The 13,300-nt window shown below is 46.4% G+C and carries 13 protein-coding genes and 1 pseudogene; all 14 read right to left on the bottom strand.

Translation table 11 applies throughout. From position 1 onward, the window contains the following. Positions 1-31: 31 nt before the first annotated feature. On the bottom strand, positions 32-1,186 hold the full coding sequence (locus CC97_RS10985; protein ID WP_044975003.1) for a DUF5711 family protein: 1,155 nt from the start codon (positions 1,184-1,186) through the stop codon (positions 32-34). Positions 1,187-1,202: 16 nt separating this feature from the next. Beyond that, positions 1,203-1,937 carry a tRNA pseudouridine(38-40) synthase TruA gene (truA, locus tag CC97_RS10990; RefSeq protein ID WP_044975004.1) on the bottom strand — a complete coding sequence of 245 codons (735 nt, stop codon included), beginning with the start codon at positions 1,935-1,937 and terminating at the stop codon, positions 1,203-1,205. A gap of 15 nt (positions 1,938-1,952) precedes the next feature. Continuing rightward, the gene (locus CC97_RS10995; protein WP_044975005.1) at positions 1,953-2,441 is read right to left on the bottom strand and encodes a hypothetical protein; all 489 of its coding nucleotides are present in this window, start codon (positions 2,439-2,441) and stop codon (positions 1,953-1,955) included. 10 nt (positions 2,442-2,451) lie between these two features. Further along, the gene (locus CC97_RS11000) at positions 2,452-3,252 is read right to left on the bottom strand and encodes an energy-coupling factor transporter transmembrane component T (protein ID WP_044975006.1); all 801 of its coding nucleotides are present in this window, start codon (positions 3,250-3,252) and stop codon (positions 2,452-2,454) included. Beyond that, positions 3,246-4,118, bottom strand: coding sequence for an energy-coupling factor transporter ATPase (locus CC97_RS11005; protein WP_044975007.1), 873 nt, complete (start codon positions 4,116-4,118; stop codon positions 3,246-3,248). The genes CC97_RS11000 and CC97_RS11005 overlap by 7 nt, the downstream gene beginning before the upstream one ends. Positions 4,119-4,123: 5 nt before the next feature. Next, positions 4,124-4,949: pseudogene (locus tag CC97_RS11010) on the bottom strand (energy-coupling factor transporter ATPase). A gap of 20 nt (positions 4,950-4,969) precedes the next feature. Next, the gene (locus tag CC97_RS11015; RefSeq protein ID WP_044975008.1) at positions 4,970-5,842 is read right to left on the bottom strand and encodes a class I SAM-dependent methyltransferase; all 873 of its coding nucleotides are present in this window, start codon (positions 5,840-5,842) and stop codon (positions 4,970-4,972) included. Continuing rightward, positions 5,811-7,232, bottom strand: a complete 1,422-nt coding sequence (locus CC97_RS11020; protein WP_081850087.1) for a phosphoglucosamine mutase — start codon at positions 7,230-7,232, stop codon at positions 5,811-5,813. Before CC97_RS11020 ends, CC97_RS11015 begins: the two co-directional genes overlap by 32 nt. 21 nt (positions 7,233-7,253) lie before the next feature. Further along, a complete protein-coding gene (gene ruvB / locus CC97_RS11025; RefSeq protein ID WP_044975009.1) occupies positions 7,254-8,312 on the bottom strand; it encodes a Holliday junction branch migration DNA helicase RuvB in 1,059 nt (352 codons plus the stop codon). Between the two features lie 15 nt (positions 8,313-8,327). Then, the gene (gene ruvA, locus CC97_RS11030) at positions 8,328-8,939 is read right to left on the bottom strand and encodes a Holliday junction branch migration protein RuvA (protein WP_044975010.1); all 612 of its coding nucleotides are present in this window, start codon (positions 8,937-8,939) and stop codon (positions 8,328-8,330) included. Beyond that, positions 8,929-9,429 (bottom strand): crossover junction endodeoxyribonuclease RuvC, encoded by a 501-nt coding sequence (gene ruvC / locus CC97_RS11035; RefSeq protein ID WP_044975011.1) that lies wholly within the window; start codon positions 9,427-9,429, stop codon positions 8,929-8,931. Before ruvC ends, ruvA begins: the two co-directional genes overlap by 11 nt. A 149-nt stretch (positions 9,430-9,578) precedes the next feature. Then, the gene (locus CC97_RS11040) at positions 9,579-10,328 is read right to left on the bottom strand and encodes a PP2C family serine/threonine-protein phosphatase (protein WP_044975012.1); all 750 of its coding nucleotides are present in this window, start codon (positions 10,326-10,328) and stop codon (positions 9,579-9,581) included. A gap of 65 nt (positions 10,329-10,393) precedes the next feature. After that, entirely contained in the window at positions 10,394-11,515 is a 1,122-nt protein-coding gene (locus CC97_RS11045; protein WP_044975013.1) for a chorismate mutase, read from the bottom strand. Positions 11,516-11,601: 86 nt separating this feature from the next. Then, positions 11,602-12,945 (bottom strand): hypothetical protein, encoded by a 1,344-nt coding sequence (locus CC97_RS11050; RefSeq protein WP_044975014.1) that lies wholly within the window; start codon positions 12,943-12,945, stop codon positions 11,602-11,604. Positions 12,946-13,300: the final 355 nt, after the last annotated feature.

Below are 13,300 nucleotides of genomic sequence, written 5' to 3' on the forward strand. Positions count from 1 at the left end.
TATATAAGAGAAAACACCGGCCGGCATTTTCTTAAAATTCTTTCTTCTCTATTGTTCTGTGGCCTTCAAGATAAATGTATTTTCCGGTTTTCTCAAAACCGCTGAAAGGCTGGTCAAGTTCCAGCGCCTTTATCGCCTTTCCGTCATACCCGTAGGATTCAAGTACCGTTTCGGAAAGCATATAGATCCTGTCGTTCCACGCAGTTACATGTCTGAACTTCTCGTTGAGCTTTGCCTCTGTGACACCGCCTGTCGAAGGATCGGTTATTATGGAAAGTGTTGTACTTCTTCTTTCCTTGTTTTCAAACATCATTACTGCTCCTGCAGATGAACAGGAAGCATCAATAAGCGCTCCCGGATAAGGATATTCCATGACCTTTGTTCCGTCTCCCGCAAAGCATACATACATCGTGTCGCCGAAAAGCACAAGTCCGTTTTCTCCGTACGGACAAGCCTTTACCGGACAGGTCTCAATGCTGCTGACTGTCCACTCTGTGTCCGGACTGCTGAAATTCACCGACATTATCTCTGAAACCAGATTTCCTTCGGAAACATTCAGCGAAACTATACAGCACCCGCTGCAGTCGGCCTTAAAGACAACGTCAGTCACTCGCTGACTGCATCCGCGGAAATATATCTCGTCACCTGAATTGTCATAAACATGAAGCTCACATACGTACTGATCAGACTGAGTTATAACTGCAGTATAGCCTCTGCTGCCAAGGCAGGCAACATAGATCGGATCATCCATCTTTTTTTCATACTGCAGGGAACGCTTTGAGTCCACCCTGAGACTTGTACCGTTCTGCTCATACATAAGTGTGCGCTCGTCACTGCTTTTGAGTATCGCATTGGAATAAGCGTGCGATTCAACTTTTTCGGTATCTCCTGATGCCGTGTAGGTGTATCTTCGCGTATCAGTCAGTACTATCAGCCTTTCACCGAGAGTACAGGCCTTGTATTTTGTTCCCACTGCGATCTTCAGCGGAAATGAACCCACCGTTATCTCGTCGTCAGTGTAACCTGAATTATCTATTTTAAAATTAGGCATCCAGCGGTCCTTGGAAACGTAAAGTCCGAGAATAACGATCACGATCGCAACAAAGCCCAGAAACTTCTGCATGCTCCGCTTTTTCTTCTTCTGTCTCCTGATCTCCGCCAGTCCCCTTGCGCTGTATTCTTCCATTGTACCTCCAGAATGATCAGTAGAAAACACGGTTAAGATAAAGTCCGTGTGCCTGTGCCGTTTTGCCGGCAAGCTTTCTGTCCGATCTCTTCATTATTTCCGGTATATCTTCCGGAGTGATCTTCCCTTCATTCACCCAGAGAAGCGTTCCTACGATTATACGCACCATATTGTAAAGAAATCCGTTGCCGCTTATCCTGATTTTCACAAGATCGCCTTCACGGGTTATACCGAGCTCGTGAACGGTTCGTATGGTACTCGCCTTTTCAGAAGCCTCTGAGCAGAAACTGCTGAAATCATGTGTGCCGACAAAATATTCCGAAGCCCTTCTCATAAGCTCCAGATCCATTTTTCTCCGGTAATGATATTTCAGATCTTCGGCAAACGGATCACGGCATTCGCTGTTATGTATCAGATAGACATACTCCTTGCCGCGGCTGGAAAAACGTGCATGGAAATCCTCCGGGACTTCCTCGCATGAAAGCAGCGTTATATCCGAAGGAAGATATCCGTTGGTGCCTCTTACAATATTGCGTACCGGTACCTGTCTGTCAGTTTTGAATGAAAAGCAGTACCCGTTTGCATGTACGCCGGCATCAGTCCTGGAACACCCGCATATATCCACCGGAGTGTCAAGGACCCGGGAAAGGCATTTCTCGACGGTTTCCTGTATGGTCACGCCATTGGCCTGCTTCTGATAACCGTGATAAGCCGTTCCCCTGTAAGCCATTAAAACTTTTAAATTTCTCAAAATAAATATCCTGCTTTACTGTTTTCTGTATTTTTCAAGTGTACGCTGCAGTTCTGCAAGCGCATCGCCTTTTTTGTTTTTCTGACCCGAACTGCCGAGCATAGCATTGACAGTCGCAAGTGCTTTTTCACGTGAAAGCCTTTTATTCTTTTCCTCTTCTGTTTCCTCAGTCTCAGCAGCCGGCTCATCTCCCGGTTTTGCAAGTGAGACCCTGCCCTGCTTTTCAGAGGTGTCTGATTCATCTTTCTCCATTACATCGACAGCGGTCACATTGCCGTATGGGTCTTCCGAGATCTTTTTCGCAAGTGCAATACGTTCATCCTCGGTAAGTGCTCTTTTCGGTTTTTCCGGAACAAGACCGTATTCTTCACGCAGTGCCTCGTAAAATCTTCTGCTTGCACCTTCATCCACTTTGTGAGTCTCAAGTCTGTGAAGAAGCTGAAACACGGCAAACACCGGTACAGCAATGAACAGCAGCAGACAAATCGTTGCCAGGGCTTTCATCCAAAACACCTCAATTCATTCTGTCAATAGCAAACACACAGGCAAGAAACACAAAAGTGATGACCAGTGCGACAGTATCAGCAGTTCTGATCTTCATCTGTTTCATTCTTGTCCTGCCCTCACCGCCGCGGTAACAGCGGCATTCCATTGCAAGTGCAAGTTCTTCGGCACGTCTGAATGCCGAAATAAAAAGCGGTACAAGCACCGGGACTACCGCACCGGCACGTTCCTTCAGCGAACCCGTTTCAAAGTCCGCTCCGCGCGCCTTCTGTGCTGAAATGATCTTATCCGTTTCCTCGATGAATGTCGGTATAAAACGGAGTGCGATAGTCATCATCATTGCAAGTTCATGCACAGGAAATTTAAAGATCCTGAGCGGTGCAAGCAGCTTTTCGATCGCGTTGGTAAGTTCTATCGGTGAGGTAGTATAGGTGAGCACCGAAGAACCCACGATAAGAGCTGTCACACGTACAAGCATGAATGCTGAATTTATAAGTCCTCCGTCAGTAACGGATATAAATCCGAGACGGAATATCTCATTGCCTTCAAAAAAGAAAATATTTATCAGTGCTGTAATGAGCAGCACCGGCACCACAGGTTTAAGGCTCTTTGTGATCAGAGACGGACTCAGTTCCGTCAGTGTATAGGCCATTATCAGGAAAATGACTCCGGCGGACAGTGAAAAAACTCCGTCTGCGGAAAAAAGCATAACAATGAACAGCATTGTTATTATCAGCTTTACCCTTGCATCAAGTCTGTGCACCGTACTTTCGCCGGGAAAATACTGACCAATGGTAATATCCTTCAGCACGGTGAATCACCGCCTTTTTTACCCAGACGCTCCATTATGCAGTTTACAGCCTGCCCGACTGTATAAATACTGTCATCTTCAGCGAGACCTATTTTCTTAAGTCCTGAAAACACTCTGGTGATCTGCGGGACATCAAGTCCCATGGCGGTCAGCTCATCAGAACGTGAAAAAACCTCATCAACAGGACAGTGGCAGAAAAGGCTTCCCTGATTCATGACAATGAGTCTGTCGGCAATGCCCGCCATATCCTCCATGCTGTGTGATACGATGATGACAGTGCATCCCGTTTCACGGCTGTATTTTTCTATAAGTTCAAAAACTGACCGGCGTCCCTTCGGATCAAGCCCGGCTGCCGGTTCATCGAAAATGATCACTTCCGGCCGCATTGCCATAACTCCGGCAATAGCAACACGCCTTTTCTGTCCGCCTGAAAGTTCAAAAGGCGACGAAGAAAGCATTTTTTCATCTATTCCGAAAAGCTCTGCAGCTTCATGCACCCTTGCATCGATTTCAGCCTGGTCAAGCTTCATGTTTCCGGGACCAAAGGCTATATCCCTGTACACGGTCTCTTCAAAAAGCTGATACTCAGGATACTGAAACACAAGTCCAACCCTGAAGCGAAGTCCGGGCATTATTTTTCCGCCTTCCCAGATATCCTTACCATCCAGCAGCACCCTGCCTGAGTAAGGTTTCATAAGGCCGTTGAAATGCTGTATGAGAGTGGATTTACCGGATCCTGTATGACCAATTATGCCGGTTATTCCGCCTTTTTCTATCGTAAGGGAAACATTATTGACTGCAGTCCTTTCGTAAGGCGTGCCCTTTCCGTATATACAGGTCAGATTTTCTGTCTTCAGTATGCTCAAATTTTTCATTCCTTTAATACAGCTGCCAGCGCACTGATGCATTCCTCTTCAGTAAGCACATCAGGATCTATGCTGACCCCGCGCTTCCGAAGCTCACAGACAAACTCAGTTACCTGCGGAACATCAAGTCCGGCTTTTTTCAGTACTTCCACCTGTGAAAATACTTTTTTCGGAACGCCGTCAAGAATTATGCGTCCCTCATCTATTACTATCACACGGTCAGCCTGTACGGCTTCATCCATGTAATGTGTTATAAGAAGCACGGTTATACCGTACTCCGTACAAAGCTTCTTTATGGTTTTCATTACATCTCTGCGTCCGGCAGGATCAAGCATCGATGTAGACTCGTCAAAAATGATGCATTCAGGCCTCATTGCGATAATACCGGCAATGGCAACTCTCTGCTTCTGACCACCCGAAAGCATTCCGGGTGAATGCTTCCTGTATTCATACATTCCGACTGTCCTGAGGGCGTCATCCACCCTCTGTCTTATCTCTTCCGGCGGAACACCGATGTTTTCAAGTCCGAATGCGACATCTTCCTCAACGACCGCAGCTACTATCTGGTTGTCAGGATTCTGAAACACCATTCCGGCTTTGCGTCTTATATCATACAGATTATTCTCGTCGGATGTGTCACTGCCGAGAACGTATATTTTCCCGGATGTGGGGAGAAGTATCGCATTTATGAGTCTGGCAAAAGTAGATTTTCCTGATCCGTTGCGGCCGAGGACCGCAGTGAACTTTCCTTTTTCTATCCCGGCGGTGATACCTTTAAGCACCTCGTTTTTTTTCATCATATGAGAAATGCACGTTCTCCGCTTCGATCATTTTTTCGGTAGGCACTGCTTTCACTCCTGCTTCTGCCAGATCGCAGTTGAACCGCACGGAAGCGGCATCCCGCTTGATTCAACGGGGAGTCCGATCTCATCCGAGGAAACCTTTCCGCCGAATTTCTTTACCAGAATACTGTCAAGAATATATGCCATTACGGCAGGGGAAAGTCCTGTGGTGTAACTGTTCAGAAGGAAAAACAGCGGTTCATCGGCAAGCACCTGCGAACAGAGTTCCACGAGATCGTAGATGCTGTCCTCAAGTTTCCATATCTCGCCGCCGGAGCCTCTTCCGTAGGACGGAGGGTCCATTACGATACCGTCATATTTTTTTCCGCGTCTTATTTCACGCTTTACGAATTTTTCACAGTCATCAACTATCCATCTTACCGGACGGTCTTCAAGTCCTGAAAGAGCCGCGTTTTCACGCGCCCAGGCTACCATTCCCTTTGAAGCATCCACATGACATACAGCTGCGCCTGCCTCTGCACACGCAAGAGTTGCTCCGCCTGTATAGGCAAAAAGGTTGAGAACATTCACCTGTCTGCCGCTTTCACGTATCTTTTCACGCATGAAGTCCCAGTTCACTGCCTGTTCAGGGAAAAGTCCGGTATGCTTGAAGCCTGTAGGCTTTATCCTGAATTTAAGGTCCCCGTAGGACATCGTCCATGAATCCTTAGGTTTGCTGTTCCTGTAATCCCAGCTTCCGCCGCCGCTGGAGGAACGATGATAGTGTCCGTCCGCACTCTTCCAGAGCGGTTCATTTTTCGGAGTTTTCCAGATTATCTGAGGATCAGGTCTTATAAGCCTTACGCCGTTCCAGTCCTCAAGCTTTTCTTCCGTTGATGTATCAAGTATTTTATACTGTTTCCATTTGTCTGCTATTCTCAAATCCAGTCCTCCGGTCAGTTGATTTTCTGAGCACCGGCATCATTCCGGTCTCTTCCTTTATCATATCTGAGATCTCATTGGCGTAGCGGTTTATCTTCTCGAAGCTTCTTCCCTCGACCATTACCCTGATAACAGGTTCATCGCCGGATTCCCTGACGAAAATGCGTCCGTCATCTCCGAGGCCGTACTGCCTTCTTTCAATGAGATCGGTAATATTGTGATTGTTTTTCCAGAGTTCCTTGTACTCCGGAAGTATGCCGACATTTATAAGCACCTGCGGATATTTCTCCATTACCACTGTAAGTTCGGACAGTTTCTTTCCGGATTTTTTCAGTGCATCAAGGAGTTCCATTGCTGTGAGCAGGCCGTCAGCTGTGGTGGACAGCTCAGGAATGATCACCTTTCCGTTCTGCTCTCCGCCGAGAGAGTAACCTCCGTCAAGGAGTTTCTCGTTTATGCATCTTTCACCGGGTCTTGAAGTTATGACTTCTATTTCATTAGCCTCGGCAAAGTGCCTGAATCCGAAGTTCGAAGTGTCGGTAATGACCACCGTGTCATCCTTCAGCTTGCCTTCGTTCTTGTAGTGCAGCGACAGAACCGCCATTATCTGATCGCCGTCGATAACATCGCCTTTTTCATCAAGTGCCAGGCATTTTCCGACATCACCGTCAAACACCAGACCTATGTCAGCGCGTCTTTCAGTTATCAGCTTGGCCATCGAAGTCGTGTTGAGAACTCCGCAGCGGCTGTTTATGTTGATGCCGTCCGGCTTGTCATTTATCATGATGCATTTGACACCCAGTGCCGAAAACAGCTTTTCCGCCGTGGATGAAGCGCATCCGTTGGCACAGTCGATCACGGCCCTTATGCCTGTAAAATCATACCGTCCTGTTTTCAGAAGGTGCCTGATATAGTCCCACTCTGCATTCTTGTAGGCTATGGCTTTTCCGACTCTCTCGTGTGACACGAGAGGAATAATCTCAGGATGACGGCATACCGTGTTCTCAAGTTCATCCTCAACGTCCTCGGATATTTTGTATCCCGCTCCGGAGAAGATCTTAAGTCCGTTTATCTCGTAACTCCTGTGTGAGGCCGTGACCATTACACCGGCATCAGCTTTGCTTGACCGTGTAAGATACGCCACTGCCGCCGACGGTATTTCGCCAAGTCTTACAACGTCAGCCCCTGCTGAACAGATACCGGCAACAAGAGCACTTTCAAGTATGCCTGATGACAGACGTGTATCCATGCCCACAAAAACCGTTACCCTGTGCTGAAGCTTTCTCGAAAGCGCGAGCACAAGTGCTCTTCCGGTGTTCATGACCATTTCACATGTTATGTCGGTTATGGCTGTGCCGACTATTCCGTCAGGTGTAAATAATCTGTCCATAGTAAGGAACTCATCCTTTCATCAGAATGATAGCTGTTTACCGTTTTCCTGCTCGTCCGGACGTGAAAATCCGAGATGTTCATAGGCAAGCTTCGTAGCACATCTTCCCCTCGGTGTCCTTGCGAGGAATCCGAGCTGCATGAGGAACGGTTCGCACATGTCCTCAAGAGTGACCGCTTCCTCGCCGATCGCGGATGCAAGCGTATCGAGACCGACAGGTCCTCCGTTGTAGCCTTTTATTATCATTGTAAGCATTCTCTTGTCGATGCTGTCGAGTCCGAGAGGATCGATCTCAAGACGGTCAAGCGCAATGGATGCAATGTCTTTTGTGATGACTCCGTTTCCGATGACATCGGCAAAATCACGCACACGTTTGAGAAGGCGGTTGGCAATACGCGGCGTTCCGCGCGCACGTCCGGCGATCTCTGCTGCTCCGTCCGGATCACACGGTATACCGAGGATCATGCTGCTTCGTCTGATAATGTCGCAGAGCTGTTCGCTGCTGTAAAGTTCAAGCCTGAGCACGACACCGAATCTGTCACGAAGCGGCGGAGTGAGCTGTCCCGCTCTTGTTGTGGCACCAACAAGGGTGAATTTAGGAAGGTCTATACGAATTGAGCGTGCAGACGGTCCCTTTCCTATCATAATATCCAGCACGTTGTCCTCAAGTGCGGGATAGAGTATTTCTTCTATTGATCTTGAAAGACGGTGTATCTCGTCTATGAAAAGTACATCGTTTTCTGAAAGGTTGGTAAGAAGCGCTGCCAGATCACCCGGCTTTTCGATCGCCGGACCGGATGTTATTCTGAGGTTCGAACCCATTTCATGAGCAATGATACCTGAAAGTGTGGTCTTTCCGAGTCCCGGAGGGCCGTAAAGAAGGACGTGGTCAAGAGGCTCGTTTCTCCTTTTTGCTGCTTCTATATAAACGGCAAGGTTTTCCTTCGCCTTGTCCTGCCCGATGTATTCGGCAAGGCATTTCGGTCTGAGGGAAACTTCAATGTCGCTGTCATCACCCGTGACTTCCGGTGTCACCACACGGTCGTCATTTTCAAAAATCTTTTCACTTGTTTCGATCAAAGCGTTACCACCTCATCAGTTCATTTTCTGAGCCATTATCTTCAGTGACTGCCTTATGAGTTCAGCAGAAGGCAGCCGCTGGTCAAGTCCCGCAAGAACAGGAGCCACCTCGGACTGTGTATAGCCGAGTACGAGCAGGGCTGAGAAAGCCTCGGAAACTGATGATCCGTCGGATGCCGGTATCGCCGGTCCGCCTGCCGCTGCAGAAAAATCTATATTGTTTTCCTTTACTATCTTGTCTTTCAGTTCCAGGACGATCCTCTGAGCTGTCTTTGCTCCGATGCCCTTGGTCTTCGTAAGAGTTTTGCTGTCCTCTGAAGCGACCAGAAGAGCAAACTGCTCGGAATTAACATCAGAAAGAATGGAAAGGGCAGCCTTTGGTCCCACGCCGGAAACAGAGATCAGCATCTTAAAACAGTTCAGTTCCTGTTTTGTGGCAAATCCGAACAGTTCCATGCAGTCTTCCCTGACATGAAGATGGGTATAAAGAGTGACCTCGGAACCTTTTTCCCCCAGAGACGCAAGCGTCTGAAGCGTAGTCCTGCAGGCATATCCCACACCGCCGCATTCTATCACCGCAAGTTCCGTTTCTCTGAGTATAAGTTTTCCTCTTACGCTATATATCATATTTTTTCCTCATTTCCGCTCCGTTTGAACAGTGTCCGTGACAAATCGCTATAGCAATGGCATCGGCGGTATCATCCGGCTTTGGTACTTCCGCAAGTTTCAGTATCCGCTTTACCATGTCCATGACCTGTTTCTTTTCAGCTTTACCGTAACCGACAACCGACTGTTTCACCTGAAGCGGCGTGTATTCGTAAACAGGCAGATCCGCAAGTGCCGCTGCAAGATTAATGACTCCTCTTGCCTGTGCAACATCGATAGCTGTTTTCTGATTAGTTGTAAAGTAAAGCTTTTCGACTGCCATGCAGTCCGGTTTGTATCTTTCAATAATGTACTGCATGTCGGTAAAAATATTTTTCAGTCTTCCGTTGAAATCTGTGTGTGCCTCAGTAAAAATAGCACCGTATTCCACAGGCGTAAACCTGAATTTATCATAATCAAGAACTCCGAATCCGACTATTGCGTAGCCCGGATCAATCCCGAGTATTCTCAAAACCTGTTACCTCTCTGTCAGTGATCATTTTTCAAAAGTGTATACACAACCAAATTAATTATAGCATATACAAAGAGAAGTTTCAATCTATTTTTTACTGCAAAAAGAAACCGGAGACTCTTTCGGGTCTCCGGACATCTTCAGTATTCTTACGGCATATATGTTACTGCAACAACGGAAATATTGTCTCTGCATCCCTTGTTCAGTGAACGTTTCACCATTTCTTCAAGTCGTTTCATCATCGGCATCGGCATTGAAAGTATTTCTTCTATCTCAGATTTTACTATATAATCTGAGAGGCCGTCTGAACATATGAGGAAAACATCACCGTGCTGTGCAGGCTCCCTGATCAGATTCACGTCAATGTTCGGCTGAGCCGTTGTGTTTCCGAGAACCGGCATGATTATGTTTCTGTGAACATGATTACGTTTTTCCTCGTAGCCGATCTTTCCCTGCTCATAAAGCATCTCAACCAGGGACTGATCCTTGGTGAGCTGTTTCAGCTTGGTGTCCCTGAACCGGTAAAGTCTTGAATCACCGACGTTCATACAGTTCATATTATTGTTTTCGTCAACTGCTATACCGCATATGGTAGTCTGCATGTTTGATGAGTTCTTGTGAAAAGTCCCGTAGCGCTGAAGCAGCTTGTGGATCCTGCTTATCTCGTTTGTCAGATTGACCTGACTGCTGTACTCCTGCTTTGCAAGCTCCGCAAGACACATCTTTGAGGCAATGTCGCCGGATTTTTCACCGGAAACACCGTCACACACCGCGGCTATAAAAGGTTTGTTGACTTCGATCTCCATTGTTCCTTCGGTCAGGACTGTGTTATCTATGAGGACTGCATCCTCGTTTCTCTCCTTAACGCCCTGCTCTGTTACTGCGCAGCAATAAAACATGGGTTTTTCTCCTTTTCTGTCTGACGGAAGCAAAGCTCCTGCAGACGCTCAGTCAAAAAGATCTGTTATTCTATATCTTCGCTGTAGTTTCCAAGGAATCTGAAATCCTTAAGTTCGTTCTGAAGCGAAACAAGAAGAGCGTTTACACGTTCGTCATCAACGCTTCCTTCAAAATCAAGATAAAAAACAACGTCAAAATTTCCCTGATGACGCGGACGGCTTTCGATTCTCAGAAGGTTCAGTCCGGCAACACGGAATTTGGTAAGCATTCTGTACAGAGAGCCCTCGTCATCGGAAAGTGACATTATAACTGAGACTCTGTTGGCATCTTTCTCGACCATAGGATCGCGGGCAATGCAGACAAATCTCGTAAAGTTCGATTCCTCGTCGGAAATATTGCTCTGAAGTACTTTAAGGCCGTAGATCCTTGCGCATTTTTCTGAACATATCGCAGCAAGTTTCCTGTCGCTCTTCGAAACATACTTAGCGGCAGTAGCCGTACTTGCATAGTGGATCGTTTTTAAATCGTTCTTACGCAGGAACTCAGAACACTGCATGATAGCCTGTGAATGCGAATATACTGCTTCAACATCACTTACAGAATCTGCATTTGCCGAAGCAAGACAGTGTCTGATATTTATTCTTACCATTCTGTTTATATATACCTTATATTTTCTCATAAGGTCATATACTGCCGTGATGGATCCCGTACTTGAATTCTGGACCGGTACAATACCGAAATCCACCGTTCCTTCCTGAACTGCGCGGAAAAGATCTTCAAACTCGCGGTAGAATTCGATCTTTTTACGGTTGCCGAATATCCACTTGGTCGCTTCCTCTGAATTTGAGCCTTTAGTACCGTAGCATCCGACTTTGCAGTCAAGCGGCGCGCTGAAATCGATATGATCGACGAATGTAACCCCCTTGTTTATCTCGCACTGCTGATAGCTCTTGCTTATATCCATAATGTTGGAGAAAAGCACAGCCGCACTGTCCTCAAACCTGTCTTCCGACATTTCCTTTATACGGTCGATGATCTGCTGTTCTCTTCCGGTCTGAAGAACAGAAACGCTGTTCTTCTTCTTGTAATCAGCGACCTGAAGGCAAAGATCCATTCTTTTCTGGAACAGCTCAAGCAGTTCACTGTCCACACTGTCGATCTGGTCTCTGAGCTCTTTTAAATCCATAAATAAAGTCCTTTCCGGGATATCATACTACAAAAATTGCTGTGAAGTCATACATACCCTATAGCTTCACAGCATCATTTCTGCTTTTAATCAAGTTTCTTCTTTTCTTCTTCAAGGATCCTGATAAGATCATCGATCGAGTCTGCATTGAGTTTCTTTGCAGGCTTTGACGGTTTCTTTTTAGCAGGAGCCTTAGCCGGTGCCGGTTTTCCTGCAGGAGCAGGTGCAGGTGCAGCTTCAGGTTCTGTCGTGTGTCTTACTTCAGCAGCTGAAGTAAGATCCTGAATCATCTGTTCGTATCTGTAGGAAGGTCTTACGCTGAGAGGTACTTCCTGGAATGCAGGAACATCTTCGTTTTTCTCTTCTTTTTCAGGTGCTTTGACAGTCTCCGGAGCTTTTTTCTCCTCAGGTTCTGCTGTAAATTCAGTGAATTCGTATTTATTGACCGTTTCAGCAGCCGGTGCATGTGGTTCCTCTTTTACAGGTGCCGGTGCCGGAGTTTCTGCCGGTACAGGAGCCGGAGCTGCAGGAACCGGAGCTGGTGCAGGTGCTGGATTTATTACCGGTTCTGCTGCAGGTAAAGGAGCCTGCTTCTGTACAGCTTCGTTAAATTCTGCGTCAGCCTTCTTTTTGTATTCTTCAAAACTGAACGGTGCCGGATCAGGATCCGAAACAGGTGCTTCAGGTACAGCGTTCTGAGCCGCTTCAGCTTCGCGTACGGCAGCTTCAACTCTTGCTCTTGCAGCCATTGCGCTTTCAGCTTCGGCAGCTGCTTTTTCAGCCATGAGTTTTCTGTGTTCTTCAGCTCTCTTTTCTTCGTTTCTCTTCTGCTTTCTCTTTTCTTCGATGAAAAGTTCAGCTTCAAGAAGATCGTCGTCATATCTGAGTTTCTTTGCACGGATAGTTGCGATTGACAGAATTATAAGAAGAAGTGCCGGAAGCACCATAAGTGCGATAATGCCCCTGAATTCTGTTGAATAAGCGAGGATCTCACCCATAAGGTCGTCCTTGTTGTATACTGTTCCGTATATTTTTGAAGCCGGTACGGAGTAAACAGTATCAAGTGAAGCCATAAGGTCTGATCTGAGGTTATATGAAAGTGAACCGTTGTCATTCTGTGTTATTGATTCAAGGCAAAGGATCCTCTTGCCTTCTTCGCCTGTGGAACAGAGAACGTATGTCGCTTCCTTCGGCTTGTCAGTGTGATCGATAAAACAGAGTGAATTCTCCGCGATGTTCTTCGCATCAGTTGAACGGTTTATAAAAAAAGTCATGTGATAATCAAGAAAATCGATCCTCGGTGCACTGTCCTTATTACGGAAAACAAGGTTAGCTCCTACAGAAACGACGAGAACAAGGAACAGAATAAATGAGATCAGTCCCCTGATAAAACCTAAAAAAACAGAGCCGAAACTTCTTCTTCTAGCCATGATTTTCTTCCTTTCATTTTGCTTATTAATTTACTATAACAAGAGTATTGTCTCTCATACTTCTCATTCACGTCAGGGCACAGAAACCCCGTCATAAAAACGTATATTCATAATTATATCATACATCTTTTTAAAAAACAATTTCTAAAACAAAAAAATAAATTTTTTTCTGCAAATTTATTAATTGTGTCAAAACCGCTTGACGATTAAAGCTGTTTATGGTACAATATCAATTGTGATTTTTTATTGCTGGTGTAGCACAGTCGGTAGTGCAGCTCATTTGCTGAACAGACGAGCGCTGCCTGCGGCAGATGAAGCGAGTCTGTGAAGGGCAGAAATAACGAGTAATGCAAGG

The organism is Ruminococcus sp. HUN007, assembly GCF_000712055.1.
In the GTDB taxonomy this organism is placed as follows: domain Bacteria; phylum Bacillota; class Clostridia; order Oscillospirales; family Ruminococcaceae; genus HUN007.

Excerpts from the sequence above, each read along its gene's own strand:
- CC97_RS11050 (WP_044975014.1), bottom strand. The coding sequence starts at position 12,945 with ATGGCTAGAAGAAGAAGTTTCGGCTCTGTTTTTTTAGGTTTTATCAGG.
- CC97_RS11020 (WP_081850087.1), bottom strand. The coding sequence starts at position 7,232 with ATGGACAGATTATTTACACCTGACGGAATAGTCGGCACAGCCATAACC.
- CC97_RS10985 (WP_044975003.1), bottom strand. The coding sequence starts at position 1,186 with ATGGAAGAATACAGCGCAAGGGGACTGGCGGAGATCAGGAGACAGAAG.
- CC97_RS11040 (WP_044975012.1), bottom strand. The coding sequence starts at position 10,328 with ATGTTTTATTGCTGCGCAGTAACAGAGCAGGGCGTTAAGGAGAGAAAC.
- ruvA (WP_044975010.1), bottom strand. The coding sequence starts at position 8,939 with ATGATATATAGCGTAAGAGGAAAACTTATACTCAGAGAAACGGAACTT.
- CC97_RS11045 (WP_044975013.1), bottom strand. The coding sequence starts at position 11,515 with ATGGATTTAAAAGAGCTCAGAGACCAGATCGACAGTGTGGACAGTGAA.
- CC97_RS10995 (WP_044975005.1), bottom strand. The coding sequence starts at position 2,441 with ATGAAAGCCCTGGCAACGATTTGTCTGCTGCTGTTCATTGCTGTACCG.